Origin of the sequence: Azospirillum oryzae, assembly GCF_008364795.1 — a bacterium.
In the GTDB taxonomy this organism is placed as follows: domain Bacteria; phylum Pseudomonadota; class Alphaproteobacteria; order Azospirillales; family Azospirillaceae; genus Azospirillum; species Azospirillum oryzae.
On record NZ_VTTM01000004.1, the window covers coordinates 237,875 to 256,840 of the forward strand.

At 69.7% G+C, this 18,966-nt stretch carries 13 protein-coding genes; 7 read left to right on the forward strand and 6 right to left on the reverse strand.

Annotated elements, in window-relative coordinates:
• Window positions 1-43 precede the first annotated feature (43 nt).
• Both FZ938_RS14525 and FZ938_RS14530 read right to left on the reverse strand, forming a co-directional pair.
• On the reverse strand, window positions 44-1,393 hold the full coding sequence (locus tag FZ938_RS14525) for a PQQ-dependent sugar dehydrogenase (protein WP_246457223.1): 1,350 nt from the start codon (window positions 1,391-1,393) through the stop codon (window positions 44-46).
• A gap of 109 nt (window positions 1,394-1,502) precedes the next feature.
• The gene (locus tag FZ938_RS14530; protein ID WP_246457224.1) at window positions 1,503-3,668 is read right to left on the reverse strand and encodes an O-linked N-acetylglucosamine transferase, SPINDLY family protein; all 2,166 of its coding nucleotides are present in this window, start codon (window positions 3,666-3,668) and stop codon (window positions 1,503-1,505) included.
• 185 nt (window positions 3,669-3,853) lie between these two features.
• Between FZ938_RS14530 and lptF the strand changes: the two genes are divergently transcribed.
• From lptF to FZ938_RS14545, 3 genes are all read left to right on the forward strand, one after another.
• Window positions 3,854-5,011, forward strand: coding sequence for an LPS export ABC transporter permease LptF (lptF, locus tag FZ938_RS14535; protein WP_149199200.1), 1,158 nt, complete (start codon window positions 3,854-3,856; stop codon window positions 5,009-5,011).
• The gene (locus FZ938_RS14540) at window positions 5,008-6,018 is read left to right on the forward strand and encodes a glycosyltransferase family 9 protein (RefSeq protein WP_149199201.1); all 1,011 of its coding nucleotides are present in this window, start codon (window positions 5,008-5,010) and stop codon (window positions 6,016-6,018) included. The genes lptF and FZ938_RS14540 overlap by 4 nt, the downstream gene beginning before the upstream one ends.
• Before the next feature lie 87 nt (window positions 6,019-6,105).
• A complete protein-coding gene (locus FZ938_RS14545) occupies window positions 6,106-6,663 on the forward strand; it encodes a flagellar biosynthesis regulator FlaF (protein ID WP_149199202.1) in 558 nt (185 codons plus the stop codon).
• A gap of 63 nt (window positions 6,664-6,726) precedes the next feature.
• Here the strand turns inward: FZ938_RS14545 and FZ938_RS14550 are convergent, their stop codons facing one another.
• Complete coding sequence (locus FZ938_RS14550; protein WP_149199203.1) at window positions 6,727-8,772, reverse strand: NAD(+) synthase; 2,046 nt, start codon at window positions 8,770-8,772, stop codon at window positions 6,727-6,729.
• A 401-nt stretch (window positions 8,773-9,173) separates the two neighbouring features.
• Between FZ938_RS14550 and FZ938_RS14555 the strand changes: the two genes are divergently transcribed.
• From FZ938_RS14555 to FZ938_RS14570, 4 genes are all read left to right on the forward strand, one after another.
• A complete protein-coding gene (locus tag FZ938_RS14555; RefSeq protein WP_246457226.1) occupies window positions 9,174-12,155 on the forward strand; it encodes a chemotaxis protein CheB in 2,982 nt (993 codons plus the stop codon).
• Window positions 12,152-14,797 (forward strand): hybrid sensor histidine kinase/response regulator, encoded by a 2,646-nt coding sequence (locus FZ938_RS14560; protein ID WP_149199204.1) that lies wholly within the window; start codon window positions 12,152-12,154, stop codon window positions 14,795-14,797. The genes FZ938_RS14555 and FZ938_RS14560 overlap by 4 nt, the downstream gene beginning before the upstream one ends.
• 134 nt (window positions 14,798-14,931) lie before the next feature.
• Window positions 14,932-16,257: a sensor histidine kinase gene (locus FZ938_RS14565; RefSeq protein WP_149199205.1), complete on the forward strand. Its 1,326-nt coding sequence runs from the start codon at window positions 14,932-14,934 to the stop codon at window positions 16,255-16,257.
• A gap of 37 nt (window positions 16,258-16,294) precedes the next feature.
• The gene (locus FZ938_RS14570; RefSeq protein WP_149199206.1) at window positions 16,295-16,693 is read left to right on the forward strand and encodes a response regulator; all 399 of its coding nucleotides are present in this window, start codon (window positions 16,295-16,297) and stop codon (window positions 16,691-16,693) included.
• Between the two features lie 12 nt (window positions 16,694-16,705).
• Here the strand turns inward: FZ938_RS14570 and FZ938_RS14575 are convergent, their stop codons facing one another.
• From FZ938_RS14575 to FZ938_RS14585, 3 genes are read right to left on the reverse strand one after another with little or no spacing between them, the layout of a single operon-like run.
• Complete coding sequence (locus FZ938_RS14575) at window positions 16,706-17,401, reverse strand: nitroreductase (protein ID WP_149199207.1); 696 nt, start codon at window positions 17,399-17,401, stop codon at window positions 16,706-16,708.
• Window positions 17,398-17,874: an OsmC family protein gene (locus FZ938_RS14580; RefSeq protein ID WP_149199208.1), complete on the reverse strand. Its 477-nt coding sequence runs from the start codon at window positions 17,872-17,874 to the stop codon at window positions 17,398-17,400. Before FZ938_RS14580 ends, FZ938_RS14575 begins: the two co-directional genes overlap by 4 nt.
• Window positions 17,875-17,888: 14 nt before the next feature.
• Entirely contained in the window at window positions 17,889-18,839 is a 951-nt protein-coding gene (locus tag FZ938_RS14585) for an AEC family transporter (protein ID WP_246457227.1), read from the reverse strand.
• Window positions 18,840-18,966 lie beyond the last annotated feature (127 nt).

An 18,966-nucleotide genomic window follows, 5' to 3' on the forward strand; every position in this document is an offset into this window, starting at 1 on the left:
CGCCCAGTATCGCGCCATCGGCGGCGGAAGGGGAGGGGTGGCGTTACTGCGCCGGCTGGTCCGGCCGTTCCGCCGGCCGTTCCGCCGACTGCGCCGCGTTGCTGCCGCTGACGCGCCAGACGGCGTTGCCGACATCGTCGGCGACCAGCAGAGCGCCCTTGTTGTCCAGCGTGACGCCGACCGGGCGGCCCTGCGCCTTGCCGTCCTTGTCGAGGAAGCCGGCCAGCACGTCCACCGGCTCGCCCGACGGCTTGCCGTTCTGGAAGGGCACGAAGATCACCTTGTAGCCGCTGGCGGGATCGCGGTTCCAGGACCCGTGCTGGCCGATGAAGGCCCCCTGCTGCAGGTTCGCCGGCAACTCGCCGGGCCTGGAGAAGGTGAGGCCGAGCGAGGCGGTGTGCGGACCCAGCGCATAATCGGGTGGGATCGCCTTGGCGACGAGGTCGGGGCGCTGCGGCTCCACCCGCTGGTCGACATGCTGGCCGTAATAGCTGTAGGGCCAGCCGTAGAAGCCGCCGTCCTTCACCGACGTCATGTAGTCGGGGACGAGGTCGCTGCCGATCTCGTCACGCTCGTTGACGGCGGTCCACAGCGCGCCGGTCACCGGATTCCAGTCCATGCCGTTCGGGTTGCGCAGGCCCGTCGCGAAAATGCGGTGCGCGCCGGTCTTCAGGTCGATCTCCCAGATGGCGGCGCGGCCCTGCTCCGCCTCCATCCCGTTCTCGCCGACATTGCTGTTGGACCCAACGGTGGCGTAGAGCTTGCCGCCGTCGCGGCTGGCGATGATGTTCTTGGTCCAATGGTGGTTGATCGGCCCGGCCGGCAGGTCGACGACTTTCACCGGCTTGGCGGTGATCTTCGTGTCGCCCTCCTTGTAGGGCACCTTCACCACCGCGTCGGTGTTGGCGATGTAAAGGTCGTTGCCGACCAGCGCCATGCCGAAGGGCGAATAAAGCCCCTGCAGGAAAGGTTCGCGGACATCGGCCTTGCCGTCGCCGTCGGTGTCGCGCAGCAGGGTGATGCGGTCGGCGCTGGGCGTCTTGGCGCCGGCCTTGCCCATCACCAGCCCCATCACCCAGCCCTTGATGCCCTTGCCGTCCTCCGGCTTCGGCGGGGCGTTGGTCTCCGCCACCAGGATGTCGCCGTTGGGCAGCGCCCGCAGCCAGCGCGGATGGTCCAGCCCGGTGGCGAAGGGGGTGACGCTCAGCCCCTGGGCCGCGACCGGCTGCGCTCCCTGCGGCCAGCCGACGGCGTCGGCGATGTTGACCGTGGGGATCAGCGAGGATTTCGGTTCCGGCAGGGTCGGGTTGGGACCGGTGCCGGCCGACACCGGCAGCGTCGCCTGATCGCCGCAGCCGGCGAGCGACAGGACCGCGACCGTCGCGGATAGCATGAGGGCTGGCCGTATGGTGCTGTGCATGCGCCGAAATCCCGCGTCTGTGGGCGTGGAGGGAGTACCCACGGTCAACGGCAGGGCGGACCTGTTGGTTCCGTTGCGGTTCTCAGTGCGGCCGGGCGAGCGCCCGCAGCTCCGCAGCCAGGGCGGCGGCCAGCCGGTTGCCGTCGCACAGCGGGCCGGCGGCCATGCGGCTGCGCAGGGTTAGGCGCAGCTCCGCCAGCCGCTGCGGGTCGGTGGCCCAGGAAACCGCGCGCTCCACATAGTCGGCCGGGTCGGCGGCGACGCAGCCCTCCACCCCCGCCACGGTCAGGAAGGCCAGCGAATGGCGGCTGGAGAAGGTCTCTCCCGGCAGGGTGACGACAGGCACGCCCATCCACATCGTCTCCAGCGTCGTGGTGCTGCCGGAGAAGGGGAAGGGGTCGAGCGCCACATCGACCGACGCGCAGCGGCGCATGTGGTCCAGGCTGTTGGTGGCGCCGACCATCGTCACCCGGTCGGGCGCGATGCCGGCGGCGGCCAGCCGGCCGCGCCACAGATCGGCGGTGGCGGGGCAGGACAGCGCCTTGGTCTTCATCAGCAGGCGGGAGTTAGGCACCCGCTGCAGGATGGCCGCCCAGGCCGCCAGCACGCCGTCGTTCAGCTTGGTCAGGATGTTGAAGCTGCCGAAGGTGACCGGCCCGCCCGACAGGCAGGGCGGCGGCACCAATGGAAGCTCCAAATCGTCGCCGGGCGGATCATAGGCGATGAAGGCGTCGGGCATGCGCAGCACCCGCTCCGCATAGAAGGCCTCCATGCCCTCCGGCACATGGTGGCGGTCGGCGACCAGCGCATCCATGGCGGCGAGCCCGGTGGTCGCCATATAGCCGGACCACGCGACCTGCACCGGCGCCGGCTTGCGCGCGAAGACGCCGGGGCGGCCGCGGGCATTGTGCCCGGCGAGGTCGATCAGCACGTCCGGCCGGTCGTGGCGGATCCGGCTCGCCACCTCGGCATCCGGCAGGCCGGCGACCGGGGTCCAGCGTGCCGCCGCCTTGCGGAAGCGGCCGGTGACGTCGTCGGATTCCGTCTGGTTGGCGTAGAGCAGCAGGCGGATGTCGTGGGCGGGCAGCGCCTCCACCGTGCGGACGGCGAACAGGCCGGCGGGGTGGCGGCGGAAATCGCCGGACAGGATGGCGACCGTCAGCGGCCCCTTGCCGGCGGTCGCCTTGCCGGGCTTGACCCAGCGTCCGCGGTGGGGGGCGCCATGGACGCGGTCCCAGTCGCGATGGGCCTCCAGCACTGCCGCCGCCGTCACCCCCGGCCGGAACAGCAGAAGATAGGCCTGGTTGGAGCGCACGTCGGCCAAGGTCGGATCGAGCGCCAGCGCCCGCCGGTTGCCCTGCTCCGCCGCGTCGAGCAGCCCCTGGCCCTGCCGCACCAGCGCGAGGTTCGCATGCGCCTCCGCCAGGGCCGGGTTCAGCGCCAGTGCCGCGCGGTAGGCGTCGGCCGCCGCGCCCAGCCGGTCGGCGCGCTGGCGCACCTCACCCAGGCGCAGCAGGCAATCGGCCAGATCCGGGCGGGCTGCGATGGCATGGCGGGCGGCGCTCTCCGCACCGTCGCGGTCGCCCAGCGCCAGACAGGCGGCGGCGAGGTTCGACAGGGCCGGGGCATGGTCGGGGCGCAGGGCCAGCGCGCGTGCCAATGCCGCCGCCGCCTCCCGCGGCCGGTCCAGCGCCAGCAGCAGGCCGCCGCGGTTGGCATGCGCCTCGACGAAGGTCGGATCGTCGGCCAGGGCGGCGCGATAGGCGTCGTCGGCCTCCCCGCGCTGGCCGAGGGCCGCCAGCACGTTGCCCAGGTTGAAGCGGGCGCGGGCATAGCCGGGACGGCGCGCCGCCGCCTGCCGGAAGGCGGTCGCCGCCTCGTCCAGCCGGCCGAGCGCCTCCAGCGCGTTCCCCAGATTGTAGAGCGCCTGGGCGAATTCCGGCCGCAGGCGGACCGCCTGCCGGTGGGCCGTCACCGCCTCCTCCAGCCGGCTGAGCGCCTTCAGGGCGCTGCCGAGATTGTCGTGATAGTCGGCGACCCGGTGATTCTGCTGGATGGCGCCGCGGATCAGCGAGACGGCGCGGTCGGGCTGTCCGGACTGCAGATGGACGACCCCCAGCAGGTGGGCGGCGTCGGCATGGCCGGGCATGGCGTCGAGCACGGCATGGTAGAGGGCCGCCGCCTGCGCAAGCCGGCCGGCCTGATGATGCGCCACCGCGGCAGCCATCGCTTCCTGGATCGTCGCCATGACGACCGTCATACCGGTTGGCGGGGGCCGGTGCCAGCCCTTTCCCGGCATGCTGTGCCGATGCGCAATGCGGGTTGGATGGCGGCGGATGGACCGCCCGTATCGCCGCCGCCGGTTTTCAACACTTGACCCGGCGGGCCGGGGCGGTCAGCTTGCCGGCCTTATACAGATCTCGGCCGATCTCCATGAACCGACTGCAACGGTACCTGTTCCGCAACCTGCTGATCGCCACGCTCTATTCGACCGCCGGCCTGACGCTGACCATCTGGCTCAGCCAGTCGCTGCGCCTGATCGAGATCGTGGTCAGTGCCGGCGCGCCGATGGGCATGTTCCTGTGGCTGCTGCTGCTGACCGTGCCGACCTTCCTCGGCATCGTGCTGCCGCTGGCGCTGGTCGGGGCCATCCTGTTCACCTACAACAAGATGGCGACGGACAGCGAACTGGTGGTGATGCGGGCGGCCGGCGTCGGTCCCTTCTCGCTGTCGACGCCGGCGCTGGTGATGGCGGTGGGGGTGATGGCCGTCGTCTTCGTCCTGAACGTCTGGATCACTCCGGCCGCCCACCGCGAGCTGGTGCGGATGGAATACACCGTGCGCAGCGACTATTCGCAGCTGTTCCTGCGCGAAGGCGTGTTCAACGAAGTCGGCGACCGCTTCAGCGTCTTCCTGCGCGACCGCGACGCCGACGGCAACCTGCACAAGGTGCTGATCCATGACGGCCGCCAGCCGGACAAGCCGGTGACGATCATGGGCGACCGCGCGGTGATGCAGACCGGGCCCGACGGCACGCGATTCGTCGTGTATGACGGCAACCGGCAGGAACTGGACCGCCAGACCAACCGGCTGTCGCAGCTGTTCTTCGACCGCTATGCCGTGGACCTGAAGGCGGTGGCGCCCCAGGCGGCGGAGCGCTGGCCCGATGCCCGCGAACGCACCACGGCGGAGCTGATGGACGGCAACGTCCCGGCCCAGGACGACCGCATGCGCCGCGGCCTGATCGCCGAGCTGCACCACCGCTTCTCGTCGCCGCTGCTCGCCCTGACCTACGCGCTGGTGGCGCTGTCGGCCCTGCTGTCGGGCGAGTTCAACCGGCGCGGCCAGTCGTCCCGCGTCACCATCGCCGTGCTGCTGGTGATGGGGTTGCAGGCGGGGGCGCTGGGATTGACCAGCCTCGCCGGCAAGGCGACGGTCTTCGTGCCGCTGATGTACGCCATGCCGCTGGTGGCGCTGCTGCCGGCCCTGTGGGTGATGTCGCGCGGCCTGAGCCTGCGGCCCGGACGGCGGAGCGGCGCGCCGGGTGGGGCGGCTTCCGGACATGATGCGGCGGCCGGGCCCGCTTCATGAGCCGCATCCTCTTCATCACCTCCAACCGGTTGGGCGACGCGGTGCTGTCGACCGGGCTGCTCGACCATCTGACCCGGACCTATCCGGGGGCGCGGCTGACCATCGCCTGCGGGCCGCTGCCGGCGCCGCTGTTCCGCGCCGTGCCGGGGCTGGAGCGGCTGATCCCGCTGGCCAAACGCTCCTATGCGCGGCACTGGCTGCGGCTGTGGCTGGACTGCGTGGGAACACGCTGGGATCTGGTGGTCGATCTGCGCAACTCGGCGGTCGGGCGGCTGGTGCCTGCCCGGCGCCGCGCCTTCCACGCCAAGGCCGCCCGGCCGATGCACAAGGTGGAGGAGAATGCCGCCGTGCTGGGCCTGTCGCCACCGCCGGCCCCGCGGCTGTGGATCGATGCGGCGGCGAGGGAGCAGGCCGACGCCCTGATCCCCGCCGGGACCGGCCCCTTCCTCGCCATCGGGCCGACGGCCAACTGGCTCGGCAAGGAATGGCCGGCCGACCGCTTCGCCCGGCTGGCGCTGCGCCTGACCGGGGAGGATGGGCCGCTGGCCGGCGCCCGGGTGGCGGTGCTGGCCGCCCCGCCGGAGCGGGAGCGGGCGCGGCCCGTGCTGGACGCGCTGGGATCGCAGGCCATCGACCTGACCGGCCGCACCGACCCGATGGCCGCCGCCGCCTGCCTGGAGCGGGCGGCGCTCTATGTCGGCAACGACAGTGGGCTGATGCACATCGCGGCGGCGGTGGGGGTGCCCACCGTCGGGCTGTTCGGCCCCGGCTATCCCGCCGTCTATGGTCCCTGGGGGCCGGGCGGCCGGGTTGTGACCAGCAGCGTGCCGCAGGCGGACCTGCTGGCCCGCGTCGCCGCAGACCCCGACGACCGCGGTCTGATGGACGGCATCGGCGAGGAGCGGGTGGTGGAAACCGCAATTGCACTCCTGTCCGAAGCGCATAGAACTTGTGACCAGTTTGCGGCAAGGGCTTGCGGACCGGCCGAAGTACCCCCGTTGCGTTGACAAAGCCGGCCGGATAACCGACACTTCCGCGACGAAGCAAAGGGGCAGGTCCGCCCCACCGGATGGGTTTTCCCCCGAGGGTTTGGAATGAAGCCGACTCCCACCTACGCCAACAAGCCGACCTCGGACAATCCGCGCGACGTCGAGGCTTGGGCCCTGGCGGAAGCGGCGCGCCGTATCATCGCCGCCAGCCATGCCAAGGACGAAAAGGCCTTCCGCGAGGCTCTTCAGCTGAACCAGCGCCTGTGGACGATCTTCCAGGCGGCGATCACCGAAGAGGATTGCGGCCATCCGCCGGAGGTCCGTACGAACATCGCGGCCCTGTCGCTTCTGGTCGACCGCGAGACGACCAACCGCCTGGTCGACCTTGATTTCGGCAAGATCGACACGCTGGTCAACATCAACCGCAACGTCGCCAGCGGCCTGACCGCCCAGGGCCAGTTCATCGCCGCCCAGCAGGCGACCCAGCCGCATCCGGGCACGCCGCAGACCGCCGCTCCGCAGGCGCCCGCCGCCCAGGCCGCGCCCGCTGCCCCGGCGCCGGGCCAGCCGCCCGCCGGCCTGCGCCCGGCCGTGCCGCCGCGCCCGATGACCACCCCGGACGCTGCGCCGGTGAATCGCGAGTCCCTGCGCATTTCGATCTGAGCGGGTTCATATCGACAGCAAAAGGCCGGCGCTCCGATGGGGCGCCGGCCTTTTTCGTCGGCCTCACTCCGCCGGAACCTCGCGCTCTAACTCCTCCAGCCAGATGCGGGCATTGCCGTCGGACGGCGCGCGCCAGTCGCCGCGGGGCGACAGCGACCCGCCGGCCGATACCTTCGGGCCGTTCGGCATGGCGGAGCGCTTGAACTGGCTGAAACCGAAGAAGCGGCGCAGGAAGACGCGCAGCCAGTCGCGGATCTCGGCCGGGCTGTAGGCGCGGCGCTTCTCCAAGGGGTAGCCCTCCGGCCAGTCGCCCTTGGCGACGTCGGCCCAGGCGTGGCGGGCCAGGAAGGCGATCTTCGACGGGCGGAAGCCGTAGCGCAGCACGTAGAACAGGTTGAAGTCCTGCAGATCATACGGCCCGACCACGGATTCGGAGCTTTGCAGCGCCTTGTCGGAGCCGGCCGGCACCAGTTCCGGCGAGATCTCCGTCTTCAGGATGGCGTCGAGCGTCTCCGACACCTCCTGCTGGAACTGGCCGGTGCGGCCGACCCAGCGGATCAAATGCTGGATCAGCGTCTTGGGCACGCCGGCATTGACGTTGTAGTGGGACATCTGGTCGCCGACGCCATAGGTGCACCAGCCGAGCGCCAGCTCCGACAGGTCACCGGTGCCCAGCACGAGGCCGTTGTTGTGGTTGGCGAGGCGGAACAGATAATCGGTGCGCAGGCCGGCCTGCACATTCTCGAAGGTCACGTCATACACCGCCTCGCCGCGGGCGAAGGGATGCTCCATGTCCTTCAGCATCTGGTTGGCGGCCGGCCGGATGTCGAGTTCCTTGCCCGTCACCCCCAGCGCCGTCATCAGCCGCCAGGCGTTGGACCTCGTGCCCTCGCTGGTGCCGAAGCCGGGCATGGTGTAGGCGAGGATGCCCGAGCGCGGCAGGCCCAACCGGTCCATGGCGCGGGCGGCAACGATCAGGGCGTGGGTGCTGTCCAGGCCGCCCGACACGCCGATCACCACCGTGCCGATGCCGGTGGCGCGCAGCCGCTGCACCAGCCCGGCGACCTGGATGTTGTAGGCCTCGTAACAATCCTGCTCCAGCCGTTCGGCGGCGGCCGGAACGAAGGGCAGGCGCGGCACCACGCGCAACAGCCCGACATCCACCTCCGGCGCGTCGAGCCGGAAGGCGACGGTGCGGAACCCGCCGGCCGCCGTCGCGTGCATGCGACGGTTGTCGTCGAAGGTGCCCTGGCGCAGCCGTTCCTGGCGCAGCAGGTCCAGATCGACGTCGGCGACCGCCATCTGGGCGCCGTCGGGGAAGCGGTCGGTCTCCGCCAGCATCTCGCCATTCTCGAAGATCGAGGTCTGGCCGTCCCAGGCGAGGTCGGTGGTCGATTCGCCGGTCCCGGCCGACGAATAGAGATAGGCGGCGAGGCAGCGCGCCGATTGCGATTTCGCCAGCAGGCGGCGGGTGTCGGACTTGCCTATGGTGATGTTGCTGGCCGACAGGTTGGCCAGCACGGTGGCGCCGGCCAGGGCGGCCATGGTGCTGGGCGGCGCCGGGACCCACAGATCCTCGCAGATCTCGGCATGAACCACCAGACCGGGCTGGTCCTCGGCGGAGAACAGCAGGTCGGGTCCGAAGGGGGCGGTCAGGTCGCCGATGCGGATCGTCCCGCCTTCGGTGCCGGCGCCGGAGGCGAACTGCCGCCGCTCGTAGAATTCCCGGTAGTTCGGCAGATGCTGCTTCGGCACCACGCCCAGCAGCTCGCCGCGCTGGATCGCCACCGCCGTGTTGTAGAGCCGCCCGTCATACAGCAGCGGCGCGCCGACCAGCAGCAGCGGCATCAGCCCGGTCGAGGCCTGGACCAGATCGAGGATCGCCTGTTCCACCGCGTCGATCAGCGGGTCCTGCATCAGCAGATCGTCGATGGCATAGCCCGACAGCGCCAGTTCGGGAAACAGCGCCACCGCCACCGACTTGTCGTGGCAGGCGCGCGCGGCCTCCAACACGGCGGCGGCGTTGGCTGCCGGATCGGCCGGGGTGCAGCGCGTGGTGCAGGCGGCCACCCGCGCGAATCCGTGGCGATAGATCGAGGTGAAGCTCATGACCCGTTCCTGCTGCCTTGCATGCCCGTGACGCTCCCGGATGTGGCGCCCCGGATGTGGTGCCTGGGGAAGCAAACATAGCAGGAATTTCGCGCGCGTCAGGTCCCCGATCCCGGTCGCCCCCGGCTTTCCCGCCTTTCGGGCGGGATCGGCCGAGCCCTCGGCGCAATATACTTCAGACACGATACATTCGTTATAAAACCAAAGTCAAATCGATACGTCATCGGATGCATTCCAATTAAAGTGGTGATGTTGCAGGACGAGGTTCTGCGACAGCCAAGTTGACCAAATCAAATTCGGCGGATATAGCGAAGGGCTCGCTTGCACCGAGAACCGCCGGCCGACGCCAGAAGGACTTGTTTATCGCCGTGTCAACGGAAACACCGGTCACGCAACCCGACGTGAACAAAACAACGCCGCAGGAGAATGCCGAGGTTGCGACCACGCCGGCGGAAAATGGCGCGCCGCCGGAGCAGGCCTGCTGCATCGTCGGCATCGGTGCCTCGGCCGGCGGGCTGGAGGCGTTGCAGCGTTTCTTCGATGCGGTGCCGGGCGACAGCGATCTCGCCTATGTTGTGGTCCAGCACCTGTCGCCGGTGCACAAGAGCCTGATGGTCGATCTGCTCGCCAAGCACACCGAGATGGAGGTGGTGCAGGCGACCGACGGCGTGCCGGTCCAGCGCAACACAGTCTATCTGCTGCCGCCGGGCAAGCACCTGACCATCGAGGACGGCCGGCTGCGCCTGACCGCCAAGGATGCCGGCAGCGGCATGAGCCTGCCGATCGACATCTTCCTGACCGCGCTTGCCCGCGACCAGGGATCCCTCGCCATCGGCCTGATCCTGTCGGGCACCGGGTCGGACGGCACGCGCGGCCTGATGGCGATCAAGTCGGCCGGCGGCTTCACCGCCGTGCAGCAGCCGGAGACGGCGCAATTCGACGGCATGCCGCGCAGTGCGCTCGCCACCGGGCAGATCGACGCCACCCTGCCGCCGGATGAGTTGCCGGCCCGGCTGATCGACCACGCGTGCAAGGCGCTGGCCCGCGCCCGTCCCATGCCCGCCCGGCAGCGGCGCGACGACGGCGACGATCCGCTGGCCCAGATCATCGCCGTCATCCGCTCCGTCACCGGGGTCGATTTCTCGCATTACAAGCTGGCGACGCTGCTGCGGCGGATCGAACGGCGCATGCAGGGCGCCGGGCTGGAGTCGATGGAGGAGTATGCCGCCCTGCTGCGGCGGAACAGCGCCGAAGCGGTCAATCTCTACAAGGAGATGCTGATCGGCGTCACCCGCTTCTTCCGCGACGACGCGGCCTTCCGCGTCCTGGCCGACCGGGTGATCCCCAGCCTGCTCGCCAACCGCAGCCCGACCGACATGGTCCGCGTCTGGGTCTGCGGCTGCGCCAGCGGGGAGGAGGCCTATTCCCTCGCCATCCTGTTCGCCGAGGCGCAGGAGCGGCTGGGCCGCAGCTTCGACGTCAAGATCTTCGCCACCGACATCGACCAGGACAGCATCGAGGTGGCGAGCCTGGGCGAATATCCGCGGGCCATCGCCGAAGACGTGTCGCAGGAACGGCTCGCCCGCTTCTTCACCGCGCGCGGCGACAGCTATGTGGTGTCGCGCGACATCCGCCGCATGGTGGTGTTCGCCGCCCACAACATCATGCGCGACCCGCCCTTCACCAAGATCGACCTGCTGAGCTGCCGCAACCTGCTGATCTACATGGACCAGCCGCTGCAGCGGAAGGTGCTCAGCCTGTTCCAGTACGCGCTGCGCCAGGGCGGCTTCCTGTTCTTGGGCACCAGCGAGACGCTGGGCGACCTGCAAGGCGATTTCCACACGGTGGACAGCCGCAACAAGCTGTTCCAGAGCCTGCGCGCCGGATCGTTCCGGTTGTCGCGGCTGCTGGTGCCCACCGTCTCGGCCCCGCTGGCGCGGCATGGCGACGACACCGGATCCCACGCGATGGAGGAGGGGGCCGCCATCGACGAGGCGATGGCCGCGCTGATGAAGGCCTATGTGCCGCCCTGCCTGCTGGTCAACGAACAGATGACGATCATGCATGTGTTCGGCGATGCGTCGTCGCTGCTGAAGGTGCCGCCGGGCGAGGCGACGTTGAACGTGCTGAAGCTGCTGCCGTCGTCGGTCGCCATGGTGACGGGCACCGCGCTGAACCGCGCCTTCCGCTCCGGCGAGGAGTTCGCGCTGTCCAACATCCCGGTGAAGGACCGCGAAGGCGTGGCGGCGCTCAGCCTGCGGGTCCAGCCCTATGTCGCGCGCAAGACCGGGCGCCGCTTCGCCCTGGTGGTGCTGGACCGTGCCAACCTGCGGCCGCTGGCGGTGCCGGATTCCGACTTCGACCTGAATGCCGACGCCGCCGAGCGCATCCGCGGGCTGGAGCAGGAGCTGCTGTCGCGCGGCGAGAATCTGCAGGCGACCATCGAGGAGCTGGAAACCGCCAACGAGGAACTGCAGGCGACCAACGAGGAATTGCTGGCCTCGAACGAAGAGCTGCAGAGCACCAACGAGGAACTGCAGTCGGTCAACGAGGAGCTTTACTCCGTCAACGCCGAATATCAGGCGAAGGTGGAGGAACTGACGGAGATCACCAACGACCTGGACAATCTGCTGCGCTCGACCGAGATCGGCACGGTGTTCCTGGACGGCGATTTCGTCATCCGCCGCTTCACCCCGGCGGCGGCCGGATTCATCAACATCATCCCGCGCGACATCGGCCGGTCCATCGCGCATCTGTCGACCAACATCGACTATCCGAATTTCCTGGGCGACATCCGCCGGGTGTTCGATGGGCACGAGGCGATGGAACGCCATGTCCGCGTCAATGACGGCCGCTGGGTGCTGACCCGCATCCTGCCCTACCTGACCGACAAGAATCAGGTCGGCGGCGTGGTGGTGACCTTCGTCGACGTGACCGACACCAAACTGGCGGAAGAGCGGCTGCAGAATGTGCTGGACAGCCTGCCGGAGCACATCGCCGTCACCGATCGCACCGGCCGGATCGTCATGGTGAACGCCGCCTGGCAGGGCTTCGCCCAGCGCAACGGCGCCCCGGCGATGGAGCGCTGCGGCGTCGGCTCCAACTATCTGGACGTCTGCCTGATTCCGGAGGCTCCGGAGAAGGACGGCATCGGCCGCGCGGTGCATGACGGTCTGCGCCGCATCCTGGACGGCGAGGCCGCCGATTTCACCATCGAATATCCCTGCCATTCGCCCGACGAGCAACGCTGGTTCCTGATGCACGCCACCCGCCTGAACGACCATGACGGCGGTATCGTCGTCAGCCACATCAACATCACCAACCGCAGGCTGATGGAGTTGCAACTGGACGGGGCCGGTAAGGCCGACGGGGGCAGGAAATGAGCGAAGACTCCTCCGGCCGCCTGCGGCGCCGCGCCGAAACCATCCTCAGCGGCGGAAATTTCGAAGCGGCGGACATCACCGCCACCTCGATGAAGGAACTGCTGCACGAGCTGTATGTCCATCAGGCCGAGCTGGAAATCCAGAACGAGGAGCTGCGCGGCGCCCAGCAGGCGCTGGAGGCGTCGCGCCTGCAATATCTCCAGCTTTTCCAATCGGTGCCGCTGGCCTGTCTGGCGGTGAACGCCACCGGCATCGTCGGCGAGGCCAACAGCGCCGCCGAACGGCAGTTCGGCCTGCCGATGCTGCGGCTGAAGGGACGCCCGCTGACCCTGCTGGTCGACAGTCTCGACCATGGCCGGCTGTTCACCGCGCTCGGTCGGCTGCGCGACGGCGGCGAGTGGACCCGGCAGGAATTCCGCTATCACGGCCCGCAGGGCACGATCATCGACGGGTTGACCGACGCCCGCCGGGTGACGCTGGACGACAGCGACCGCGGCGACGTGCTGCTGACCATCACCGACCTGACCGAACGCAACGCCTGGCTGCGCGAGGTGCAGCAGGCCCGCGACGACGCCGAGCGGGCGCGCGCCGACTATCACCATATCCTGCAATCGGTCGGCGACGGCATCCTGGGGGTGGACGCCGACGGCCGCATCCGCTTCGTCAACGCCGCGGCGACGGCGATGACCGGCCATCTCGACCTCGACCTGATCGGCCGACCGCCGTCCGACCTGCTGGCCGGCCCGGCGCCGGAGACCGAGGCGGGATTGCCGGTCGGCGAGGGCGACGCCGCCCCGGCCGGCGGGGCGGCCCGTGCGCTGGCCCTGTCGCTGACCGATGGCCGGCCGCGCCGGGTCGCCTGTGAAAAGCTGCGCCGCGAGGATGGCGGCACGTTGCTGGTGGAGATCTCCATCTCGCCGATGCTGGCGTCGGGCAAGCGCCTCGCCCCGATGGAGGAGCGCATCCAGGGCGCCGTCGTCGCCTTCCGCGACGTCACCGCGCGGCGGACGGCGGAAGCGGCGCTGAACCTCAGCGAACGGCGGCACCGGGTGCTGGTGCAGTCGCTGCACGACGCGCTGGCGATGACTGCCGCCGACGGCCGCAACCTGCTGGCGAATGCCATGGCGGAGCGGCTGCTGGACGGCCCGGCCCGCGCGCTGCTCGACCCCACCGCGCCGGCCTTCGACCGGGAGGGCGGGGGAGAGACCCGGGCGGGCGGACAGCTGGCGCCGGCCACCGACCCCGCCATCCTGGTCCCGACCACCGCCGGCCGCCGCTTCATCGACGCCAACGGCAACCGCCTGCACGGGCTTCCCCCCGCGGCGGAGGCGGTGCGCAACGGCAAGCCGGTGGTCGAACGCATCATCGGCGTGATCGAAGGGGAGGAGGCGACCGCCCCCACCCGTTGGCTGCGGGTGTCGAGCCATCCCGTCGCCGATCAGGCCGGCGGGGTGGAGGCCGTGGTGTCCAGCGTCGCCGATATCACCGCGGTGAAGGCGCTGGAGCGTGACCTGAACGTGGCGCTGGACGCCCGCGAACGCTTCCTGGCGGCGGCGAGCCACGATCTGCGCCAGCCGGTGCAGGCCTTGCTGCTGCTGTCCGACCTGCTGCTGAAGGAAAGCCTTCCCGCCGGGGCGCGGCGGATGGCGGAGCAGATCCAGTCGTCGCTCGGCGGGCTGGGCGGCATGCTGGACGGGATGCTCGACATCTCCAAGCTGGAGGCCGGGCTGGTGGCCCCCAATCCGGAACCGGTCGACATCGCCGCCCTGCTGGCCCGGCTGCATGGCGAATTCTCGGCCCTGGCGGAGAAGGGGGGGCAGAGCCTGCGCCTGGTGGCTCCGCCGCTGACGACGCGGACCGATCCGGGACTGCTGGAGCGGGCGCTGCGCAACCTGCTGACCAATGCGCTGCGCTACGCCCCCGGCGGCCGGGTGCTGCTCGGCGCCCGGCGGCGCGGCGACCGCCTGCAGATCGAGGTGTGGGACAACGGCATCGGCATCGCCGACCAGCATATCGGCCGAATCTTCCAGGACTTCTTCCAGGTCGGCAACGCCGCCCGCGACCGGCGGGAAGGGCTGGGGCTGGGACTGAGCATCGCCCGGCGGCTGGTCACCATGCTGGGCGGGGTCATCGATGTGACCTCCTCGCTCGGCCGCGGCAGCCGCTTCACCGTCAGCCTGCCGCTGACGGAACTGGAGGCGGAAGGCGGCGGTAGGGCAACTGCCGGTGGGGAAGCCGGCGGCACCCGGTCCGGCGGCGGCACGGACCGGCTGATCATGCTGGTGGAGGACGACGCCGTCATCCGCATGGCCCTGGTCCTGATGCTGGAGGACTGGAGCTATCGCGTGGTGGAGGCGGGCAGCGGGGCGGAGGCGGAGCAGCTTTTGAACAGCCTGATCGACGCCGGCGAACCGCCCGACCTCATCCTCGCCGACTATCGCCTGCCGGAAGGAACCACGGGGCTGATGGTGATGGACATGGTCCGCCGCCGCCTGTCGCGCGACGTTCCCGGCGTTCTGCTGACCGGCGACACCTCGGCCGACCGTCTGCGCGAAGCGGCCGGCGCGCAGTGCGCGCTGCTGCACAAGCCGATCCAGCCCGCCCGTCTGCAGGACACGTTGATTGCGGCGCTGGGCGGGTAGGGTGGGAGATGGCCGTCACGACGGCCCTCCGGTTGTGTGAAGTTGTTGACTCACGTCAATGCCGCCCATGCGGGAAGCTACAGACTGTCCGGACCAGCGATCCGGCGGTCGTCGACAAGAGGCGGGAACGGCCCATGCCCACCAACACGGATGCCAGCCTCGCGCGGCGGAAGGTGCGCGCCCGTGCCGCCCGGTTATCGGCGGTGCTGCTCGGCGGTCTGTTCGTCGGCTTCCTGATTCTCGTCGGCGTCTTCATCGAATACCGCCGCGCCATCGACTGGGTCGACCACACGCACAAGGTCATCTCCACGGTCGAGGACCTGCAGTCCAACCTGTCCGATGCCGAATCCAGCCAGCGCGGCTACCTGCTGTCGCGGGACCGGAGCCACCTCATGTCCTACCGGGCGGGGGTGGAGCGCAGCCGGGCTCTGCTCGACCGGCTCGACTCCCTGACCATCGACAATCCGGTCCAGCAGGACAAGGTGAAGACCCTGCGCGCGCTGACCGCCGACCGTCTCGGCCGGATGGCTGAGGTTCTGCGGCAGTCCGAGGACGCAGGCATGCAGCGGGCGCTGGACATGGTCCGGGAGGGTGTGGGCGCCAACATGATGGCGGAGATCCGGCGGCTGACCGCCGCTATGCGGGCGGACGAGGATCTGCTGCTCGCCCGGCGCAGCCGCCACGCCATGATCCTCGAGCTTCTGATGGTCGCCTATGGGCTGCTGTTCGTGACGGTCACCGGCTGGCTCGGCTATACGACCGTCCGGCGGCTGGAGCGGGACTATCAGGCGGAACGGGCGGAGGGGCGGGCGCTGACCGTGGCGCTGCAGGAGAACCGCGTCCTGCTGGACGAGGTGAACCACCGGGTGAAGAACTCGCTGCAGATCGTCGCCAACCTGCTGCGGACCCAGGCGCTCCGGCATCGCAGCCAGGAGGTGCGGCAGGAGTTGCTGGACAGCAGCAGCCGCGTGCTGGCGATCGCCGAGGTCCATCGCCGCCTCTATGGCGAAGGTGCGGTGTACGACACGGTCGAACTGTCGGACCTGATCCGCAGCATCGCCGAGAATGCCATCCCATCCGACAGCGATGGCGGCGGTGAGCCGGCGATGAGCGTGGCGGTGGGCACGCCGCTGCCGACACCGGTCGACACCGCGGTCCCGGTGGCGCTGATCGTCAACGAACTGCTGACCAACAGCTACAAGCACGCCTTCCCCAACGGGCGGACCGGCACCGTCAGGCTGGACATGGAGGTTGAGGGGAACGAGGTCCGCATCGACGTCGCCGACGACGGCATCGGCCTGCCCGAGGAGGTCGGGAGCAGCGGCGGCGGGTTCGGGCTCAACACCGTCCGCAATCTGACGCGGCAGATAAGGGGCCGACTTGAAATCGAACGTTTGACTCCGGGCACACGGTTCCTTTTAACTTTCCCCATGAAGCCGGGAGCGCCAACCCAGGCGTGACGCCTCCGCGCTTTGCACAAAAATTACAAGAAAAACAATGAAGATATTGATCATAGAAGATGAATATCTGATCGCCGAAGGGGTGGCGCTGACGCTTCAGTCTGCCGGCCACGAGGTGACGGGGATCGCCGAGGATCTGCCCTCCGCCCTCGCCCTGGCGGGGCAGGAGAGGCCCGACATGGCCTTCGTCGACATCAAGCTGGCCAACGGGTCGAACGGGTTGGACGTGGCGCGCGAATTGAAGGCGCAGGGGATTGCGTGCGTCTTCGCCACCGGGAACCCGCCGAACAAGGCCCAGGCCGGCGGTGTCGGGCTCGGCTATATCGCCAAGCCCTTCTCGCCGCGCGTCCTGGTCCAGACCGCCGCCTTCGTCTCCCGGCTGCTGTCGCCCTGCGCCCCGTCGGCGGTGGCGCCCAGCGGGTTCGTCACCCTCTAGGAACCTTCCTGTTCAGAAGCCGGTGAAGCCGGTGAAGCGCGTGAAGGCCTCGGCCGGTTCGCGGTCGGTGGGGAAGTTGTTTTCCGGTGCCGACCAGTCGGCGAAGCCCAGCGCCATGCCGCTGGCGATGATTTCCGTGTCGGGCAGCCCCAGATGGCGGGCGGTGATGGCGTGGCGATAGCAGAAGGCCGCCTGCGGGCAGGTTTCCAGCCCGAAGCCGCGGGCGACGATCATGACATTCTGCATGAACATGCCGAGGTCGAGCCAGGCGCCCTTGCCCATGTCGCGGTCGATGGAGAAGAACAGCCCGACCGGCGCCCCGAAGAACAGCCAGTTGCGGCCATGCTGGCGCGCCATCCGCTCGCGGTCGCCCTTGCCGATGCCGATCGAGCCGTAGAGCGCCCATCCCACCGCCCGGCGGCGGCCGAGATAGGGTTCCCGCCAGCTTTCCGGGTAATAGGGATATTCCGGCACCTCCGGCTCCCCCGCCTCATGGGCGGCCAGCAGCTCCGCCGACAGGGCGGCGCGCGCCTCCCCGGCGATGGCATGGACCTTCCAGGGCTGGATGTTGGAACCGCTGGGCGCGCGGGCGGCGAGGTCGAGGATGCGCAGCACCGTTTCCCGCTCCACCGGCGTGGGCAGGAAGGCGCGGATGCTGCGCCGGCCGGCAACGGCATCGAGTGCGGAGAGGGGAGGGGCGCCGCTCATCTCTCGACCTCCACCGCCGGCTCGTGCCGGACCGGGAAGTTGACGGAGCGGGCGATGAAGCATTTCTGCGCGGCGTCATGGTGCAGGGCGAGCGCCTTGGCGGCGTCCGATCCCGGTGCCAGCGTCACCCGCGGCCGCAGCACGACGGTGGTGAACTGGCCGGCGCCGCAGGATTCCTCCTCCATCACCCCCTCCGCATCGTCGCTGTAGGCGGTGACGACGATCCCGGCGACCGAGCAGAGATGCAGGTACCAGAGCTGATGGCAGGAGGACAGGGCGCCGACCAGCATCTCCTCCGGGTTCCAGCGCGCCGGATCGCCGCGGAAGGCCGGGTCGGAGGTGGCGGGAATGGCAGGCTTGGTCCCGGCGGTCAGCTCGTGGTCGCGGCTGTAGGCCTTGTAGCCCGAGGTGCCGGTGCCGAGATTGCCGGTCCAGCTCAGCCGGACGGCATAGCGGTGTTGCCTGTGCGCCATGAACTTCCTCCCTCCTACTGCATCACGATCATCAGAAGCGCCGGCAGCCCGACGAAGGCCATGGCGGTGGACCCCAGCACCATGCCGGCCACATCCTCCGGCGAATTGCCGTAGCGCAGCGCCCAGAGATAGTTGAAGACCGCCACCGGCATGGAGCTTTGCACCAGCACCACGCCGCGCGTCGTCCCGGTCAGCCCCATCGCCCAGGCAACCAGCAGCCCCATGGCGAAGCCCACCGCCAGCCGGAAGGCCGACATCGACAGCGCCCGCACCGCCCCGGACAGCCGCAGCTTCGACAGCGCCACCCCCAGCGAGAACAGCATCAGCGGCACGGCGCAGTTGCCCAGCAGCGTGGTGGTGTTGCCGATCCACACCGGCAGCGGCAGCCCGGCCAACTGGATCGCCACCGCCAGCGCCACCGCGTAGATCGTCGGCGTGCGCACCATCTGACCCAGGTCGAACCGCCCGGCGGCCAGCGCCGGCCCCAGCGTGAACTGGCCGACCGCCATCACCGCATAGAACAGGACGGCAAGGCTGAGGCCGTTCTCGCCGAAGGCGAACAGGCAGACCGGCAGACCGAGGTTGCCGGCGTTGGGAAAGGCCATCGCCGGCACATAGACCCGCAGCGACAGCCCGCTCGCCAGCAGCACAGGCACCGACGCCAGCGCGGTCAGCGCCATGCAGGCGGTCGCCGCCAGCGCCATCTCCCCCATCACGTCGGCCGACAGGTGCAGCCGGGTCAGGGCGGAGAAGACCAGGCAGGGCGACGACACGTTGATCGCGAAGGTGGTGATGAAGGCGCTGTCGTAGGGAAGCTTTCGACGGGTCCAGCCATAGCCCAGCGCCGCCACCAGGAAGACCGGGGCCAGCACCGCGAAGGCGTCGGACAGAAGGGCGAAGGCGGGCATGGAGGCTTTGGGGTTCCCGTGCTGCAACCGGTGGGTGGACGAATTGTCCGTCACCATGGCGGCATTCCCGCGCCGCGTCATCCCCCCAAGCCCAAGCCGCAGCGCAAGGCAGCCGCGCAAAGGATCAGTTTGCGCGGCGGCGGTCTCCATTCCGAGTCGCGACGCTGTGGGCGGGCAATGGCGG